The organism is Neobacillus bataviensis (assembly GCF_019969725.1).
In genome coordinates this window covers 569,530-588,534 of the sequence record NZ_JAHXYW010000001.1, presented here as the reverse complement: position 1 = coordinate 588,534, position 19,005 = coordinate 569,530, and the positions used below count along the sequence as shown (strand labels likewise).

17 protein-coding genes and 1 riboswitch are annotated in these 19,005 nt (G+C 38.8%); of the genes, 13 read left to right on the top strand and 4 right to left on the bottom strand.

Annotated elements, in window-relative coordinates; genetic code table 11:
- The first annotated feature begins 149 nt into the window (after positions 1-149).
- Positions 150-977, top strand: coding sequence for an electron transfer flavoprotein subunit beta/FixA family protein (locus LC455_RS02925; protein WP_223588052.1), 828 nt, complete (start codon positions 150-152; stop codon positions 975-977).
- The gene (locus LC455_RS02920; protein ID WP_223588051.1) at positions 978-1,997 is read left to right on the top strand and encodes an electron transfer flavoprotein subunit alpha/FixB family protein; all 1,020 of its coding nucleotides are present in this window, start codon (positions 978-980) and stop codon (positions 1,995-1,997) included.
- A gap of 295 nt (positions 1,998-2,292) precedes the next feature.
- Here the strand turns inward: LC455_RS02920 and LC455_RS02915 are convergent, their stop codons facing one another.
- Both LC455_RS02915 and LC455_RS02910 read right to left on the bottom strand, forming a co-directional pair.
- Positions 2,293-2,793 (bottom strand): acyl-CoA thioesterase, encoded by a 501-nt coding sequence (locus LC455_RS02915; RefSeq protein ID WP_223588050.1) that lies wholly within the window; start codon positions 2,791-2,793, stop codon positions 2,293-2,295.
- A gap of 82 nt (positions 2,794-2,875) precedes the next feature.
- A complete protein-coding gene (locus tag LC455_RS02910; protein WP_223588049.1) occupies positions 2,876-3,028 on the bottom strand; it encodes a hypothetical protein in 153 nt (50 codons plus the stop codon).
- 327 nt (positions 3,029-3,355) lie between these two features.
- A riboswitch (SAM riboswitch) is annotated at positions 3,356-3,471 on the top strand.
- A 91-nt stretch (positions 3,472-3,562) separates the two neighbouring features.
- On the opposite strand from LC455_RS02910, the gene LC455_RS02905 reads away from it, so the two are divergent.
- The 4 genes from LC455_RS02905 (at position 3,563) to LC455_RS02890 (ending at position 9,033) form a co-directional block, all read left to right on the top strand.
- A complete protein-coding gene (locus LC455_RS02905) occupies positions 3,563-3,916 on the top strand; it encodes a peptide-methionine (S)-S-oxide reductase (protein ID WP_223588048.1) in 354 nt (117 codons plus the stop codon).
- Between the two features lie 22 nt (positions 3,917-3,938).
- Positions 3,939-4,469 (top strand): TetR/AcrR family transcriptional regulator, encoded by a 531-nt coding sequence (locus LC455_RS02900; RefSeq protein WP_223588047.1) that lies wholly within the window; start codon positions 3,939-3,941, stop codon positions 4,467-4,469.
- A 184-nt stretch (positions 4,470-4,653) separates the two neighbouring features.
- Positions 4,654-7,746 carry an MMPL family transporter gene (locus tag LC455_RS02895; protein WP_223588046.1) on the top strand — a complete coding sequence of 1,031 codons (3,093 nt, stop codon included), beginning with the start codon at positions 4,654-4,656 and terminating at the stop codon, positions 7,744-7,746.
- Between the two features lie 183 nt (positions 7,747-7,929).
- Positions 7,930-9,033 (top strand): AI-2E family transporter, encoded by a 1,104-nt coding sequence (locus LC455_RS02890; protein ID WP_223588045.1) that lies wholly within the window; start codon positions 7,930-7,932, stop codon positions 9,031-9,033.
- A gap of 23 nt (positions 9,034-9,056) precedes the next feature.
- Here LC455_RS02890 and LC455_RS02885 read toward each other — a convergent pair whose 3' ends face one another.
- Positions 9,057-9,968: a LysR family transcriptional regulator gene (locus tag LC455_RS02885; protein ID WP_223588044.1), complete on the bottom strand. Its 912-nt coding sequence runs from the start codon at positions 9,966-9,968 to the stop codon at positions 9,057-9,059.
- 155 nt (positions 9,969-10,123) lie between these two features.
- Here LC455_RS02885 and gdhA point away from each other — a divergent pair, with 155 nt between their 5' ends.
- From gdhA to LC455_RS02875, 3 genes are all read left to right on the top strand, one after another.
- Positions 10,124-11,497, top strand: coding sequence for an NADP-specific glutamate dehydrogenase (gdhA, locus tag LC455_RS02880; protein ID WP_440446379.1), 1,374 nt, complete (start codon positions 10,124-10,126; stop codon positions 11,495-11,497).
- A gap of 202 nt (positions 11,498-11,699) precedes the next feature.
- A complete protein-coding gene (locus LC455_RS31280) occupies positions 11,700-11,834 on the top strand; it encodes a hypothetical protein (protein WP_263297658.1) in 135 nt (44 codons plus the stop codon).
- Positions 11,835-11,922: 88 nt separating this feature from the next.
- Positions 11,923-12,429: a hypothetical protein gene (locus LC455_RS02875; protein ID WP_223588042.1), complete on the top strand. Its 507-nt coding sequence runs from the start codon at positions 11,923-11,925 to the stop codon at positions 12,427-12,429.
- 464 nt (positions 12,430-12,893) lie between these two features.
- Here LC455_RS02875 and LC455_RS02870 read toward each other — a convergent pair whose 3' ends face one another.
- Positions 12,894-13,817, bottom strand: a complete 924-nt coding sequence (locus LC455_RS02870; protein WP_223588041.1) for an AraC family transcriptional regulator — start codon at positions 13,815-13,817, stop codon at positions 12,894-12,896.
- 195 nt (positions 13,818-14,012) lie between these two features.
- Between LC455_RS02870 and LC455_RS02865 the strand changes: the two genes are divergently transcribed.
- The 4 genes from LC455_RS02865 to LC455_RS02850 all read left to right on the top strand — a co-directional run bounded on the left by LC455_RS02865 (position 14,013) and on the right by LC455_RS02850 (position 18,471).
- On the top strand, positions 14,013-14,996 hold the full coding sequence (locus LC455_RS02865) for an aldo/keto reductase (protein WP_223588040.1): 984 nt from the start codon (positions 14,013-14,015) through the stop codon (positions 14,994-14,996).
- A 35-nt stretch (positions 14,997-15,031) separates the two neighbouring features.
- Positions 15,032-15,883: an aldo/keto reductase gene (locus LC455_RS02860; RefSeq protein ID WP_223588039.1), complete on the top strand. Its 852-nt coding sequence runs from the start codon at positions 15,032-15,034 to the stop codon at positions 15,881-15,883.
- A gap of 287 nt (positions 15,884-16,170) precedes the next feature.
- A complete protein-coding gene (locus tag LC455_RS02855; RefSeq protein ID WP_263297657.1) occupies positions 16,171-17,058 on the top strand; it encodes a peptidylprolyl isomerase in 888 nt (295 codons plus the stop codon).
- A gap of 243 nt (positions 17,059-17,301) precedes the next feature.
- A complete protein-coding gene (locus LC455_RS02850; protein ID WP_223588038.1) occupies positions 17,302-18,471 on the top strand; it encodes a sulfite reductase subunit alpha in 1,170 nt (389 codons plus the stop codon).
- The last annotated feature ends 534 nt before the right edge of the window (positions 18,472-19,005 follow it).

Genomic DNA, 19,005 nt, shown 5'->3' with positions numbered 1-19,005 from the left:
TTTTTTGTTTTGGTCTTTATTAGCATTATTTATAGAGATATTTGTCAGAAATTTCGAATGTTAGGACATCTCAATAAATAAAGTAATAGTAAACGAGCGTAAAAAGGCTTACTAGCCGAAAACAGCTGGCAAGTATAGGGAGGGGTAAAATGCTGCATATTGTAGCCTGTATCAAGCAAGTACCTGACACCAAAATTATTAAGATGAATCCAAAAACAAATACAATGGACCGCAGGACAGCGCCTGCAATCTTGAATCCATATGATGCACACGCGGTTGAAGAGGCCGTTCGTCTAAAGGAAAGGTATGGCGGAATCGTTTCCGTTGTCACGATGGGGCCGCCACCAGCGGTTAACGCGATCAAAACGTGTATTGAAATAGGCGCTGATGAGGGCTATTTAATCACCGACCGACGGTTTGCGGGTGCGGATACATTGGCAACGAGCTATGCCGTGACGAAGGCGATTGAAAAAATTGCCAAGACGAGGCCCGTGGATTTGATTATTTGCGGTAAAATGTCCATCGACGGTGATACCGGGCAAGTCGGACCTGGAATTGCAAGAAGGCTTGATATTCCACCGCTGACTTCTGTAAATAAAGTAGAGGAAATCAATCAAGAAGAAGGTTATGCCATTGTTCACCGTAAATTGGAGGACGGTTATGAAGTCGTCAAGTCCACATTGCCGTGTTTGTTTTCTGTTGAAAAAACAATCAATGAAGTGCCGTATTCTCCGCTTCCAAACATGATTAAAGCTGCTAGATACAAACCGCATATCTGGTCTGTTGATGACCTGGAAGGGGTTGATATTAAGCAGCTAGGTTTGAAGGGATCCCCAACGATTGTTTCTAAAGTATGGGCTCCGCAAAAACCAGCAGGGGGAACTTTCTTTGAAGGCAACCCACGGGAGCAAGTGGAGCAGTTGCTTTCTGTCGTACTCGAAAAGCGAGAACTGTTTGAAGTGAAGGGGGAAAAGTAATTGGATTTCCAAGATTACCAAGGAGTCTGGGTTTTCATCGAACAGAAGGATGAAGCGGTTGCTTCCGTTTCTCTTGAACTATTGGGTGCTGGAAGAAAGTTGGCAGACAAACGGGGAGTGGAATTGGCCGGCATTTTAATCGGGGAAAATGTTAAACATTTAACACAAACCGTATTTGAATTTGGAGCAGATAAAGTATATGTCTATGACCAACCCATCTTTAAGCATTATCGAACCGAATCCTTCATGAGGGCGCTGCTGGATTGTACGGAAAAATATAAACCAGAAATTATCCTTTTCGGTGCCACTTCAACGGGAAAAGACCTGGCAAGCGCGGTCGCCACCGATATGCCGACTGGTTTGACGGCGGATACGACCGAACTGGATGTGGAAGAGGAAACAGGGTTACTCTTAGCGAGCAGACCGGCATTTGGCGGAAATATTATGGCGACCATTTTATGTAAAAAATACCGGCCGCAAATGGCGACTGTACGTTCCAAGGTCATGAAGGCGCTGCCTTCTCAGCCAGGAAGAACAGGGAAGATCGTGGAAGAAACTATATCCTTAAAGGAAGAAGATATTCGTACAAAAGTCTTGGAAATTGTAAGGGAAACCGTTAAAAAAGTAAGAATCGACGAAGCGGACATCATTGTTGCCGGCGGAAAAGGATTAGGGAGCTTCGAGGGCTTTCAGTTAATTCACCAATTGGCGGAAACCGTTGGAGGAGCGGTCGGTGCCAGTAGGGATGTGGTGGAAGCCGGCTGGATTGAACACGCACATCAAGTAGGGCAGACCGGTGTGACCGTGACGCCGAAAATTTATTTTGCAATTGGGATCTCCGGTGCGATTCAACATATTGTGGGAATGAAAAATTCCGGCTTAATCATTGCCATTAATAAGGACAAAGAAGCCCCCATTTTTCAAAACTGCCATTATGGAATCGTTGGCGACGCCTTTGAAATCGTTCCTATTCTAATCGAACAATTTAAAACTGCTTTATCTAGAGAAAAGGTAAGGTAACACGGGGGACGTTTCTCCGGCTTGCCAGACTCCTCTCGTGAATCTATAGGCGAAGATCACTTCCAGTCATATGCTGGCGCTGCTGTATTCATAAATATGAATCTAAAAAACCCTTATTTCTGTAAATTTCTTATACAATAAGGGTTTTTTTATTTTTTTTTTGCCACCATTTTGATTAATAGGAAATCAATGTGCTAATCTAACATAGCCATTAAGAAGGAACAACCAGGCAGCTCATTAAATGACTTAACGCCCGTGAAGTCTACTGTCCAACCTGGCTACAAAGCTAAGCTAATTAATTTGTTGTTAAGAAAGTGGCTAATTCTTTGCTCTTTTGTTTTCTTTCCTTACGCATTTTTGCTCTCTCTGGTGCAGTTTCGTGCAATTTTTTCTCTTCTTCTGTTTCAGGAATGACCTGGGGAACATGTGCCGGACGTTTATTCTGATCAAGTGCAACAAAGGTTAGTAGAGCAGTAGCTGCAATTCTACGTTCTCCACATTTTAAATTTTCAGCAATAATCTTTACAAAAACTTCCATGGATGATGTACCTGTCCATGTCACATAGGATTCAAAACAAACTGAATCTGATGTGTGAATAGGACATAAGAAGTCAACTGAATCGGTTGAAGCAGTAACACATTCCCTGCGACTATGTCGAGCAGCGGAAATAGACGCTACCTGGTCCACATCACTCAATAATCGTCCCCCAAATAATGTATTGTGATTGTTTACGTCATTTGGAAATACACGACTTGTTCGTATAACTCTTGATTCTCTACAAAATTTTGCTTTCATACATATTCTCCCTATTTATCCAATCTTCCGGTTTAAGAATGGCTTTTTTATAAAAATGGATCATTTTATCCTGAAAATTACCTCAATTAGTACCTAGCTGGGGATAATTGAAGTAAACAATTTCTGAAAGAATTTTACAGCCTTTCATTTTTTTGAATGCCTCTCTTGCTTCTTCTTCTGTCTCCATTTCAAACAAGGTAATATTTAAATCTGAATAAAGAGTTATAATCCACATAAAATGTCTCCTTCGCTCCTTTATTTTATGTCCTTAATTTAAAGATTTTAAATTCATTATGAATAGGATAAAGGAATTATCCGAATAATTAAAATTGCAAAAAAAAATATTAAAATATAAGGAAATTTCATATGGAAAAATATGTAATGGAACATAAAGATTCTATATTGAAAGTTCTTCAATAGTGTGCTTAGTGGGTTTGTGTACGTAGTATAACAATCATTTCCTGCCTTTTTGATCCATTCCGCTGAAGGCAATCCCCGAGATTTTTTACTTGAATTTCAGTTCAGTGGGTGTTATTGTTATTAAAAATAAATAGCGATAAACTTCTTATCCAGAGTGGTAGAGGGACAGGCCCTATGAAACCCGGCAACCATCAGTCAAACTATTGACTTGAAACGGTGCTAATTCCTGCAAAGGTATAAACCTTTGAAAGATGAGAGGAAAGTATTTCATCATACTAACCTCTCTTTTAAACAAAGAGAGGTTTTTTGAATGGGAAGAAGGCTTATCGCTCAAGAGGAGCGATATTAAATGGAAAGAGCAGTGTTTGGTGCAAGCGAATTTTTTAGTCAAAAAGCATTTATTACAGGATTTCGTGGGATTGAAAAGGCTCGAACAGGATATCTAAAAGACTCAAATGTAAAGATAGTAGAATTATGGTTTAATCCGTGGAAAGTATCTTATGATGAACTAGTAGAATTGTTTTTTGATTTACATGACCCAACAGCAAGAGAAGGTCAGCTATATAAAAATCAATCCTACATTTTCTTTTCTGATCTCCATCAAGTAACAGTAGCCAAACAAAAGAAAAACGAGCTGCAACATATATTAAATAATGAAATTATTACAGAAATTACTCCAGTATGGGAGCATAATAGCTTTTGAATTCATGAAAGGGATGTGTACTATGAACTATACGACTGAGCGCACACGGCGCCAAATTATACAAAGTTTTATGCGCATTTTACAAACGAAACGATTCTCACATATCACGATTCAAGATATATGTGATGATGCGTTAATTCATCGCACATCTTTTTATCGGTATTATGAAGATAAATACAGCCTGCTAAGAGATTTTATTTATCATTTATCTGAAGAGATTATTAAATTAAATAAAGAATGTAATACTGACACGTTTAAATTACTGGTCGATTATGTAGATGAACATTTTGTGTTATTTGAAAATACGTTATTAGGATCGGATGGGCATATCTTTTTCAAAAGTATGGTCAAAACTGCCAGTGATATTTTACGTGAACATTCAAAAACAGAGAATGATCCAATTTCAACAAAAATCAATCAGTCGAAGTATCCTGAGGTCATGTGTGACTTATATGCCACTTCCTTTATAACCATCTTACAGAATTGGGTTAGTAAAGAATATAATTATAAGAAAGAGGAGCTGTTCGAAATCTTCAACCAAGTCATGTTGTAATAATACAAAATGACAATAATGTATTATTTTGATTCACTCGTTCTATTTTGCTTTTTGAACCCTTCCTATTCCCTTGTTATAGTGACTAATGTGAAGAGGGAATTCGATGATGTTTTGTTTTTTCTGAAAGTAGACCAACAGGAAAAATAAACATGTTAAACAAAATAGGAGGGGAACAAGTAAGGTGAGATCAATCATAAAAGGCCGTTGGGCTATATTTGCTTTATGGCTGATTGCAACAATATTGCTTACAGTCATTCAGCCTGACATCAATGCCATCCTGCGGCAAAAAGGACAGCAAGGAACGGGAAATGGAAGCCCTTCGGTCATAGCGGACAACATCCTCAAAAAGATGGATACTATCAAGGGTACGAACAACCTTATCGTATTTTATGATAAAAATAAAATCTCTAAAGAAGAAATGAAAAAAATCGGGGATCAGGTAAAATTGATAAGCGATAGCCGCAAAGAGCTTGGTATTACCGATATGATTGATCCTTTTAGTACGCCAGAAGCAAAAAGCTCTTTGGTTTCTAAAGATGGCACGACTCTTATGGTGAGTTTTAAGCTTGATAAGAAATCAAGAGAAGTGGATGATATTAAAAAAGAATTTGATAGCAAACTTAAAAAAGTACCTGTTAAGTACTATCTTAGCGGGGAAGATTTTATCAATAATGATTATCTAAAAGCTTCTGTGTCCGGAGTTGAGAAGAGCGCTGCATTGACCGTAATCTTTATTTTAGTTGTGCTAATTATTGCGTTTAGGTCAGTAGTAACGCCTTTGATTTCCTTAGTAACGGTGGCCTTTTCCTATCTAGTTTCCATGGGAATTGCCGCTCAATTAATTGATAAGGCAGGATTTCCGATTACAAGTCTCACCCAAATGCTCTTAGTGCTTATCCTTTTTGGTATCGGAACGGATTACAATATCCTTCTGTTTAATCGATTTAGGGAGGAACTATCCCATGGGCATTCGATAGATGAATCCATCATCAGAACCTATAAAACGGCAGGAAAGACGATTGCTTATAGTATTCTCACGGTGTTTATTGCATTCCTTGCCCTTGTTTTTGCGGAGTCACCAATCTATAAATCTGGTGTGGTTGTAGCAATCGGTGTAACGATCCTATTGCTAGAAATTCTGACTTTAACACCTTTCATGATGAAAGTTCTTGGCAATAAACTTTTCTGGCCGTCCAAGAATGCAGGCGGCGGGCATAAGGAAAACAAATTCTGGGGAGCAACATCAACTTTTGCGACAAAGCGTCCATTCATAACGGTGATCCTTATCGTCTTAATCCTGGGGCCAATGGTGTATTTCCACCAACAAAAGCTTAACTTTGATACAATTGGAGAACTTGGAAATCGCTATCCTTCTACAAAGGGCTTTCATATCATTGCGGACCATTTTGGCAAGGGCCAGGCAATGCCTGCGACTGTTGTCATTGAAAATAGTTCAGCATTAAATAATAATGAATCGCTTGCAGTTGTTGATAACGTAACGGAAAGCATCAAGGCTATTAAGGGAGTGAAGCAGGTTTCTTCGGTTACACAGCCTCAAGGGAAACCAATTGATGGTTTTTATGTCGATAGTCAAATGGGATCGGTTACGGATGGCATTTCCAAAACGCAAAATGGTGTGGATCAAATCAATGATGGCTTAAAGCAGGCGCAAGAAAAGCTCGGATCAGCTGACTTTTCGAAGGTCACTCAAATGGTTGAGGGTACAGCAACGCTTCAAGATGGGATGAACGCCTTAACCAATGGATTAAAGCAATTACAAGCTGGTATCGATAATGGGTCAAGTAATTCACAAACAATCAGCAATGGTATAGCAAACATCGAAACAAATCTTTCAAAGATGAGCAGCGGTGTTGCCGTGTTAGCTGAAAATTATAAAAAAATGCAGGCTGGTTTCCAAGGGATGGGGACCCAATACCAAGCTGATGCGCAGAAACTTCTTAATGTAAAAGATTCGCTGGTACAAATGCAATCATTGGTAACAAAGCTTGGTCAGAGTGATGCAAATGCCAATAGTGATGAGAATTACCAGGCATTAAAGAAAGAAATCGATGACTCATTATCAAATTTGAGTCAAATTACGCCTGAAGGTATTAAAGCATTAAATGATAATTACAATACCGTAACGGCCGGTTTTGCAGAAGCCAATAAAAATCTTTCAGGCATGAGCAGTGGTTTATCACAAATGGCAGCTGGCTTGAAAGATATTGAAGGTGGACTTGGCAAAACTTCTTCAGGAATAGGCACAATCGTAACAAATATGAACAAGGTAACAGATGGTCTTGGCCAAATGAAATCGGGTCAGCAGCAGCTGGCAGACGGGCTCAATGGTTTCAGTGTCTTTGGGCAAAAACTATCGGATGTAAACGGCGGGCTTAAGCAAATATCTGATGGGCTCGGGCAAACGAACGGTTTCTTAACGCAATATAAAGGAAATAAAACTTTCTTTATGCCGAAAGAAGCCTTGACGGACAAGGACTTTGAAAAATCATTAGACGCTTTCATGTCCAATGATAGAAAGATTACAAAAATGTTGGTTGTTTTAAAAGCGGATCCTTATTCTCCAGAAGCTTTAAGTACCATTAATAAAATAAATGCAACGGTTTCCAATGGACTTAAAGGAACAGAGCTTTCCGATGCCAAGTTTGGTACAGCTGGACCAAGCGCGACTACAAATGATACGAATGATATATTGAGCAGGGATTTGAATAGAACGACAACGATCGTCATTATCGGAGTATTGCTCGTGTTGTTCTTTGTTATAAGATCTTTCTGGACACCGGTATTCATCACGGCATCCCTTTTGGGAGCGTACTATGCAGCCATGTTCGTGATTAACTATATTTTCATAGATTTGAAGGGGTATGAAGGGGTATCTTCCTTCGTTCCGTTCTTCTCCTTTATCATTATTGTCGCCTTGGGAGTAGACTATAGTATATTCTTAATGATGCGCTTTAAGGAATACCCTCATATGTCACAGAAAGACGCCATCGTGGTGGCTTCTAGACATATAGGCGGAGTCATTATTGCAGCCGTCATTATACTAGGAGGCACTTTTGCGACACTAATGCCTGCTGGAATTATGGTTTTATATCAGTTAGCTGTAGCAGTTATTACAGGACTGATTGTACTTTGCTTTGTGCTTCTTCCAATCTTTTTGCCGGCGATGATTGCCCTTCCAGGTGCGTTAGCAAATTTATCTTCTAGAAAAAAGGAAAATGAAGTAAGCATAGAGGAAAAAGTAGTAAGGACTTAACTTCAAAATAAAAAGCCGATTTACTTTCTATTTATAAAGAAAGAATTGGCTTTTTTCTTAATTATCTATTTGAATTTTTATAAATGTAGGTAGGACTTCAATAAAAACTTTGATATTTACTGTATATTTCTCCAAGATTTTGATATACTTTATCCAAATATTTGAAGCATGAGGTACATATCCGTGTCAAAATCTAAAATACAATTCTGGCTGATTCAAATTTTGCTTGTTTTGTCGATTATTTTCGTTTCAACCAAGATTTCATTTATGTTTAAGCCTATAGGGGTGTTTTTTTCGACGGTTTTCTTTCCAATTCTCATCACTGGATTCCTATATTTCCTTTTGAATCCGGTTGTGAATTTTCTGGAACGTAAAAAACTCCCTAGGGTAGCAGCCATTTTGGTCCTTTATGTTGTGTTTGCTGGTCTTCTTGTCTTGGCAGCCGGAAGCCTCGTCCCTGCTGTTTCCAAACAGGCGACAGAGCTTGCCAATGATCTCCCTGGATTTGCTCATAAGACGACTGATTATGTTAATGATGTAATCAAGTCTTCAGAGTTTAAAAACTTTAGGAACCAGCAAAGTGAAATGATTGATAATGTTCAGCAGCGGTTATTGGCGTATGCCAATACACTTCCAAACAAATTGACTAACATCCTTCTCGGCTTTTTTGGCATCGTCACTAATATTGCGATTATTCTTGTGACAGTTCCATTTTTATTATTTTATATGTTTAAGGATGGACAAAAATTTCCTAGAGCAGTATCAAAGTTCATTCCTTCCGATTACAGGGATGAGAGCTTAAAAATTTTAAAAGAAACAGGAGAGACCCTATCCGCCTACATTCAGGGGCAGGTGGTGGTTGCCCTGGCTGTCGGTACATTAGCCTTTATTGGATACTTAATTATCGGTTTACGCTATGCATTAATCATGGCGCTGATTGTAGCCTTCACCAACATAATCCCATATGTCGGGCCGATCATTGGCGGTGCGCCGGCAGTGCTCGTCGGATTCTTTGATTCACCTACTAAAGCTTTATTGGTAATCGTCGTAATCCTAGTTGCCCAGCAAATTGAAGGGAACTTCCTGTCTCCGATGATTTTAGGGAAATCATTGGATACGCATCCAGCAACCATTATCATTATTCTTTTGGCTGCAGGCAATCTGGCAGGCGTACTTGGAATGGTCTTGGCTGTCCCAACGTATGCTGTTTTAAAAACCATTGTTTTAAATGTAGTCCGATTTTTGAGAGCCAGAAAAGCGGCGAAAAGTATAGTTGAAGGAACCTGACTCAGGTTCCTTTTTAAGTTCATTCATTTTTTAAATTCATGTAATCGTTCATAGGTTTCAAGCAGGAAATCATAAAACAAGGCTTCGGTAGGAAGAAGTTTCCGTTGGGCAGGGTAGATGACACCGACTGATCGTGTGAGATTCTCATCAGATAATGGGATCATGACAGTGGAGCGGGGTGTATTATCCACCAAAGTCATCTCAGGCATCAAAGCTACACCCAGACCTGCTGAGACTAATCCTTTTAATGCATCAATATCTTTTCCTTCGAAGGCGATTTGGGGCGGAAAACCGGCATCATTACAAGCCCCAACAACCTGTTCGCGAAAAACAAATCCTTCCGGAAGAACACAAAATGGGTCATCCTTTAAGTCTCGTAACCTTATCGATTTCCGATCAGATAACGGATGATGAAGAGGGATGAGAGCAACGATATTTTCCGTAAATAGAGTAGCACCTTTTATTTTTTTTTCTTTTTCCGGATTGGGCATGGGGGCAATCATGGCCAAATTAAATTCACCATTTATAACACCGTCTATTAAATCATAATAAAGGGCATTGCTCATTTGAAATTTTGCTTCTGGGTACCTGGTGCGAAAAGCATAAATGATGAACGGCAAGGTATGGGCCGCCATGCTTATTGGGAATGCAATTCGAACGGTTCCTTTTTCAGGATTTAAATTTTCTTCTACTTCTCGCTTTGCATCCTCCATCAGATTCCATACTTGCTTCATTCTTTCAAAAAAAATTCTTCCTATTGGAGTTAACTTTACACTTCTTCCCTCACGTATAAAAAGTTTTACCCCCAATTCGTTTTCTAAATTGAAAATTTGTCTGCTTACGGATGATTGGGCAACATGCAAGGCGTCTGCTGCCTCTGTAACATGCTCTCTTTTTGCCACCTCTATGAAATACTGAATTTGCCTTGTCTCCATTTTTAAATCACTCCATTTAATGCGTAAAACGCATGCATTTCATCGAATATTAAGATTGTAACTATTAATTAATAAATTATAAAATGAAAACATATTGAAGAAAAGGAATTTTCTTAATTTTAAAACTAACCTGGGGCTGAAAACATATGAAAATGATGGAAAGAGTGGAAGAGAATCAAACACAAATTGTAAAGGAATACGTCAATCGTTTAATTAATAGTGTTCAACTGCGTAATCCAAATGAATGGGAATTTCAGCAGGCTGTAAGAGAAGTCCTTGACTCTTTAGTACCTGTCTTAGTGAAAAATCCTATCTATATTAAACTAGCAGTTTTAGAAAGAATGATGGAACCGGAGCGAATGATAATCTTCAGAGTCCCATGGGTGGACGATAGAGGGAATGTACAAGTGAATCGTGGATTTCGTGTTCAGTTTAGTAGTGCGATTGGACCATATAAGGGAGGGCTGCGGTTTCACCCTTCTGTTAACGCAAGCATCATAAAATTTCTCGGTTTTGAACAAATCTTTAAAAACTCACTAACAGGACAGCCAATTGGAGGCGGAAAAGGCGGTTCAGACTTTGATCCAAAGGGTAAATCTGATTTAGAAATTATGCGCTTTTGCCAGAGCTTTATGACAGAGCTAAGCAGACATATCGGGCCGGATATCGATGTTCCTGCTGGTGATATTGGTGTTGGGGCTAAAGAGATCGGTTATATGTTCGGACAATATAAAAAGTTAAAAGGTGCTTATGAAGCAGGAGTACTGACAGGAAAAGGCATTGGTTATGGAGGAAGCTTAGGACGGAAAGAAGCGACAGGATACGGAACGGTATACTTTGTAGAAGAAATGCTGAATTCTCAGGGATTAAGCTTTAAAGGAAGTACGGTTGTTGTATCTGGTTCGGGGAATGTTTCGATTTATGCAATCGAAAAAGCCATACAGTTCGGTGCTAAAGTGTTAGCATGCAGCGATTCAAACGGCTATGTGTATGATCCAAATGGCATTAACCTGGATACGGTTAAAAGAATAAAAGAAGTAGAGAATAAAAGAATAAATGAGTACGTCAAGGAACATCCAGATGCAGTATATCAAGAAGGATGTTCAAAAATCTGGACGATCCCATGCGATATTGCATTACCATGTGCAACTCAAAATGAGTTAAATAAGGAAGCAGCAGAACTGTTAATTTTGAATGGGGTAAAGGCTGTCGGAGAAGGAGCGAATATGCCTACCACCTTAGAAGCCATTGATACTTTTATGGAGCATAATGTTTTATTCGCACCTGCCAAAGCTGCAAATGCAGGTGGTGTTGCAGTTTCAGCGTTAGAAATGGCCCAAAATAGTGCAAGGTTAGCATGGACACAAGAAGAAGTGGATATGAAATTACAAGTGATTATGAAAGATATATATAGTAAGAGTATGAAAGCCTCAGAAGAATATGATGCCCCAGGAAATCTGGTTGTCGGTGCCAATATAGCAGGTTTCTTAAAGGTAGCAAATGCCATGATTGAGCAGGGAATTAACTAACTTCATGTTTTTGTCTTGATGAAAGGTCACTGATTAGTGGCCTTTTTTGATATTTATCATTATTCTGAATTCTTGCAAAAATTTTATATATGTAATTTACATATACAAGTAGCATGATGTATAATATCTGTAAATTACATATATGAGTATTAAAGGTCATTAGGAATGAAAAGTTCATCATTTTAAGAATGGGGGCATTTTTGTGAGTGAGCAAGAGGAAATATTGCTGTATAAAACTTCTAATATTCTTAAGAAAGATACAAGCATGATGAAACTGAACGATATTATTGAGGAACTAGTGCAAATTATTGAATTAAATGTGAAGAATAACTCATAACAAGAATCCAATTAATAGAGTTTTCCCAAACACCCATGATTAGCTATTCACATAAAATGCAATAGGCTAAATTTCGGGAGGGGAAATAGTGAGTTATTTTTTACCTGCTCAAAGTCAGCAGCCACTTTTAATACATGTATCTTCTGGTCCAGACAGTGCAGGAAACGGCTTTTCAAATTTTGAGACATCGGTTTACCCTAACTTCTTTTCAGCTTTTGTGACCGCGGTATACCTGCAGCGGTACGGAACTCCAGTGACAATGTTTTTTAATGGAGAGGGTGTGAATGGATTAATTAAAGGAAGACTGGCAACCATGATTGGCAATCCTGAGGCGGAAACAACGATTGCAGAACAATTAGGGATGTCCATACCTGATTTTCTCCATAGCGACCATCCACAAAATTTGTTGGAATGGGCACAGACATTTGTCCGCCATGGCGGGCAAGTAACCTATTGTGGAACAACCAATACATGGGCCGGAAATGCAAAATCCTGGTCCGATAATTCTAAAATGGAATCGTTCGCCAACCCGCTGAATATTCAACAGGTAGCTGCTATTGTAATAAATAAAAATAGGAATTATATTGCTTTATAAAAATAAGATAACCCCCAGAGCAGATGCTGTGGGGGTTATCTTGCAAAAAATCGTAAAAGGGACAATTCGTCCCTTTTTATTTGCATTCCTTTTAGCCTTTTCTCCCTTTCCTAAAACCCAAATAATAAACACCCAAACTATATGATACAAACCCGAAAATAATCATAATAACCTTCTTATGTAATTTCCACAGTAAGGTTAAATTGGAAATCAAAATTCCTTTTGTATGCAAATAATAGAGATAGACAATTAGTAGGGATAGGAAAATAAGAAAGATTAATTTAAGTAAACGCAAGAAATTTAAATTGTCGAGAAAATGTGTTATCTTTCTCTTCTTTTTTGAGGAAGTTTTTTTTGTACTTGTTTCTGTCATAAAATTCTCCTCTCGATTTCTTTTTTCATTTGGATTTCCTTAATGTTGTTTAATAAGATATGGAATTTCGTCTAACCATAAGAGCATGGATTCATGCATTTATATTTATCTTATCGTCATATTTCCCCCTAAGGCGCTTAATATCCTCTCTAGGTGGAAAACCAAACATACGGGAATATTCACGGCTGAATTGCGATGGACTTTCATAGCCTACTCGGAATGCCACATCAGCGGCATCTGTTGACTCGGATAATAATAAGCGACGGGCTTCCTGCAGTCTCAGTTGTTTTTGGAACTGTATCGGGCTCATCGCGGTTACTTCTTTAAAATGTCTATGAAGTGAAGAAACACTCATGTTTGCTATTTCCGCAAGTTCCTCAATGCGAAAAGCCCTCTCATAGTTATCCAGGATATGTTGGATAACATCACTAATTTGAAAAGTAGAGCTTCCTTCTATTGCTATTTGCCCCAATACAGATCCATGCTGCCCTTGCAGAACCCGATAGAGAATTTCCTTTTTGAAAAGAGGAGCAAGTACCGGTATATCCTTAGAATTTTCTAGTAATAAAGCTAATCTGATTACTGCATCCAACAAAGAAGGCTCGACCCTGCTGACAAACATACCTCGTTTTGCACTTTCTTTTGGGCCAACCCGAATTTCGGAATCACTCAATACCTCTAAGATTTGACTTGGTGTAAATTCAAGCTTAATAGCTAAATACGGAACGTTGGAGGAAGCTTCTATTACTTGGCCGGTAACCGGCAAGTCAACGGATGCAACCAGGTAATCGGCAGGACTGTACCGAAAGCGTTCCTGCGCAAGAGATACCTCCTTCACGCCTTGAACGATAATGCAAAGGGAAGGTTTGTATACTCTGTAAACTGGTTCGGTAACATTAGACTCTCGAATGAAAAATAAAGAGGGAATATCGGTAGCATGAACACCGTCCATGCCTGAATGGCGTTCAATAAGCTTAGCGAGTTCATCCTGCTGTTTAAATAAATTTTCAGACATACGATCCTCCTAATTTCATTGTTTTCATATTTCTATTATAATGCCTCGTTATTATATGCGTAAGTGGTTGTGAGAGGATTAGGCAATCTTTTGCGACGAATGGGATACCGATTATGATTTTCTTTGATGGATAATAAGTGAGTAGAAAGAACAAATGAACATCAACTGAAAATAGAAAAGGAAGGAAGATAAATAATGCAAAAGCGCAAATTAGGAAAAAGTGGATTAGAAGTTTCTGCGATAGGGCTCGGTTGTATGGGGATGAGTCATGGTTATGGCCCAGCGGCAGATAAGAAAGAAATGATTTCCCTAATCCATAAGGCGATTGATCAGGGCGTGAATTTCTTCGATACCGCCGAAGTGTATGGTCCATTTGTGAATGAGGAGCTGGTAGGCGAAGCCCTAGCACCATTTAAGGGAAAGGTGGTCATCGCCACAAAATTCGGTATCCAAATGGAAAACGGCAAGCAGATGCTTGATAGCAAACCGGAGCGCATTAGGCAATCAGTCGAAGGCTCGCTTAAACGCCTTAAAGTTGATACGATCGATCTTTACTATCAGCATCGTGTTGACCCAAGTGTGCCAATTGAGGAAGTAGCGGGAGTCGTCAAAGACCTAATCACGGAAGGCAAGGTGAAGCATTGGGGACTTTCTGAAGCAGGAGTAGGAACAATTCGCCGGGCACACGACGTTCATCCGCTGACGGCCATTCAAAGTGAGTACTCCATGATGTGGAGAAGTCCTGAAGAAGAACTGCTGCCTGTGCTCGAAGAACTAGGAATTGGCTTCGTTCCATTCAGTCCGCTAGGAAAAGGATTCCTAACCGGAAAAATTGATAAGAATGCTACATTCGTAAACTCGGACTTCCGCAACATTGTACCTCGCTTTAAGCCGGAGAATCTCGAAGCGAACCAGGTTTTGGTCGAATTGATCCAAAACATTGCTGTAGTAAAAGACTTAACGCCGGCTCAAATCGCCCTAGCCTGGGTGCTTGCCCAAAAGAATTGGATTGTTCCAATTCCAGGCCCGCGTAAATTGGAGCGTCTGGAAGAAAATCTTGGTGCAGCTGAAGTAGAGCTGACTCCTAAGGAACTAAGTGATTTGAATGATGCGCTCTCGAAGATTGAGATTGCGGGAGATCGCTACCCAGGAGAATACGCAAGTAGAGTGGGCAAATAAAAGCAGAAAATATAAATAAAACAGGAGAATGTTGTATGCAAATAGTAATTTTGAACAATGGTGTTGAGATGCCTATTCTAGGCTTCGGTGTTTATCAAATTCAAGATGCAAGAGAATGCGAACAAAGTGTGTATGAGGCTATTCTAGCTGGCTATCGTCTGATTGATACCGCTGCTTCTTATCTAAATGAAGAAGCAGTCGGCCGAGCGATCAAACGAAGTGGCGTGCCAAGAGAAGAACTTTTTATTACCACGAAACTTTGGATTCAGGATACTGGCTATGAGAGCACGAAGAAAGCATTCGCTAAATCTCTGGAAAGACTGCAATTGGATTATTTGGATTTATATTTAATTCATCAGCCATATGGCGATGTATTCGGTTCTTGGCGTGCTATGGAGGAATTGTACCGTGAAGGTAAAATCAAGGCTATCGGAGTAAGTAATTTTCATCCAGACCGGTTGATTGATTTAATCATTCATAATGACGTAATCCCTGCTGTTAATCAGGTTGAAACACATCCGTTCAACCAGCAAATAGAAAATGCTAAATTTATGAAAGAGAACAATGTTCAAATCGAGTCATGGGGCCCATTTGCTGAAGGACGAAATAACATGTTCCAGAATGAAATTTTAGTATCAATAGCGGAAAAATATAATAAATCCGTTGCCCAGGTGATTTTACGTTGGTTGACACAAAAAGGAGTCGTTGCGATTCCAAAGTCTGTTCGTAAGGATAGAATCATCGAGAACTTTACTATCTTTGACTTTGAATTAAGCATTGAGGATATGGAGAGGATTGCTGCGTTAGATACGAAAGAGAGCTTGTTCTTTTCACATAGAGATCCTGAAATGGTAAAATGGATTGGTACCCGCAAATTGGATATTTAACACTAAAACAAGTTAACAATGTAATGAATAATCATTAATATAATTAAATCAGTAGATGAAGGATTGCTACTAATATTGCAGGCAAAACCTTAATGGATTGTTACTGCTCATTTAGGCAAAACCTTAATCGCTAAAATTGGGAAACATTAACTGTCTCTTTTTGGGGGGACAGTTTTTTTCTGTCTCCATTTTTATTAAGTGAAACTTAAGGAATCCCCTTCATTATAAGACTATCAATTGATGTAAGAGAAAAATAGAAATCAAATAAGAAAGGGAGAACTTAAGGTATGTCGTTAATAAAACAAAATAAAAAGATTTTACTAGTTATCATTGCAGTAATTGCAGCATCAGCAATTATACTTAGTTTTGCTCTGAAAAAAGACGATGCCATTGCAACGATTAATGGAAAGGCTATAACAAAAAATGATTTATATAATGAAATGGTAAAACAATATGGTTCAGAAACGGTTGACCAATTAATTGCAAATAAAATTGTTGCTTCAGAGGCAACAAACCAAAAAATTACCGTTTCTGAAAGTGATGTAAATAAACAGATTGAAAAATTACAAGAATCATATGGAGGCGAGGAGGCTTTTAACTCGGCTCTAGAAAGCAATAATACTGAACTTTCAGCAGTTAAAGAAGAAATGAAAAATTACCTGACGATTAAGAAGTTACTCGAACCGGAAATCAAGATTACGGAAGAGGAAATAAAAACCTACTTTGAGGAGAATAAAGATTCGTTTGCCCAGGCTGAGCAAGTAAAAGCAAGCCATATCCTCGTTGCCGATGAAAAGACTGCCAAGGAAGTCAAACAAAAGCTTGAGAATGGCGGTGATTTTACGGCACTAGCGAAAGAATACTCCACTGATGATAGTACGAAGGATCAAGGCGGAGAGCTTGGATATTTTTCAAAAGGTGATATGGTAACAGAATTTGATAATGCTGCCTTTTCGCTCCCTGTAAACCAAATTAGTGACCCAGTGAAGACCGAATATGGGTATCATATAATTAAGGTAGAGGCTAAAAAGGAAGCAAAAGAAGCAAATTATGATGTTAGTAAGGCGGAAATCAAAGAGTTATTACTGGAGCAAAAAATTGAAACAGAGTATTCAACATGGCTTGAGGAAAAGAAAAAGGACTATGATATTAAGAACACACTTGCGGAAGTATAGTAAAAGAAAAGTCAAAAGCACTGATGTGATGTAGGACACATTCAATTAAAAAATCTAGTTGTAAAATAAGAATAATAGCTTTTTAATGGAAATGTGAATATATTAGTTGTTTTATTAGAAAATGTATAAGATACTGTTGATGGATGCCTATTTAATGCAATTGAATGATCAAATGGGGACCGAACAAAAATTTGAATGATAATCTAACAAAATTTTTAATGCAAACTTTTTGAGGTGAGGATTATGCAAATTACTTTAGAAAACCCAAAAGATAAAACGGCAGCACCATTTTCAAGAACGAATCCATTTCAAGCGAAAGTTCTCAACAATGTAAATTTAAATGGAGCAGGTTCTAGTAAAGAAACGCGTCATATTGAGCTATCATTAGAGGGATCAGGCCTTTCTTATGTCCCAGGTGATGCCCTTGGTATTGTTCCTATGAATGACCCAGAACTAGTGGCTTCTTTAATAGACGAGATGGCGTGGGATGAAGAAGCAAGTGTAATCATTAATAAACAGGGTGAAACACTTCCACTTAAAGAAGCTTTGACATCTTATTTTGAAATCACACTATTATCGAAAAAAATCCTGCAACAGGCAGCTGACTTTACAGAAAATGAAGAGCTAAAAAAGCTTGTGTTAGTGGAAAATGCGAATCAGCTGAAAGAATATACCAATGGTCGCGATCTGCTTGATATGTTCCGTGATTTCGGTCCATGGAAAGCTTCAGCACAAGAGTTTGTTTCACTTTTAAGAAAAATGACTCCGCGTCTTTATTCCATTGCCAGCAGCATTGCCGCTCATCCTGGTGAAGTGCATTTAACGATCGGCGCAGTTCGGTACACAGCTCACGGCCGCGAGAGAAAAGGGGTATGTTCAGTTTTAGTTGCAGAACGTGTTCAAGAAGGGGATACGCTTTCAGTATTTGTTCAGCCAAATAAACACTTCCATCTTCCAGAGTCCCAAGAGAAAGATATCATTATGGTTGGTCCTGGTACAGGAATTGCCCCATTCCGTTCCTTTATCGAGGAACGTGCAGTGAATAAAGCTCCTGGCAGATCATGGCTGTTTTTTGGAGACCAGCATGCAGCGTCAGATTTCCTTTATCAAGATGAGTTAGAGAAATATCAAAAAGATGGAGTATTGACAAGAGTAGATACTGCGTTCTCTCGTGATTCTGAACAGAAGGTATATGTTCAGCATAAAATGCTTGAAAACAGTAAGGAATTGTATGCTTGGCTGGAAAGTGGAGCTTACTTCTTCGTTTGTGGAGATAAGCAATATATGGCAAAAGACGTCCACGAAGCGCTTCTTACCGTAATAGAAAAGGAAGGAAGCATGACTCGTGATGAAGCTCAGGCTTATCTGGATGATATGAAGGGTCAAGGGCGCTACCAGCGTGATGTGTATTAAATTTAAGTAATTATTTTCCAAAAGAGTGGCTTTATTCCGGAATTAGCGGACAATAAAGTCGCTTTTTTTTGCTGCGAGGGCAGAAAACTTTACAATCTTAGATTCAGTTTCGTAGTAGATCCCTTCTACGATACCGAAATCCACTCTTGATTCGGTGTTCAGTCACGTAGACCCTTTCTACGATACCGAAATCCAATTTTGATTCGGTCTTCAGTCACATAGACCCTTTCTACGTTACCGAAATCCACTTATGATTCGATGTTCAGTCACATAGACCCTTTCTACGTTACCGAAATCCATTTTTGATTCCGTATTCAGTCACATAGACCCTTTCTACGTTACCGAAATCCACTTATGATTCGATGTTCAGTCACGTAGCACCTTTCTACGTAACCCAAATCCATTTTTGATTCCGTATTCAGTCACGTAGCACCTTTCTACGTTACCGAAATCCACTTTTGTTTAAGAGTTCAGTCACGTAGACCCTTTCTGCGTTACCGAAATCCTCTTTTGACCCAAGTTTCAGTCACATAA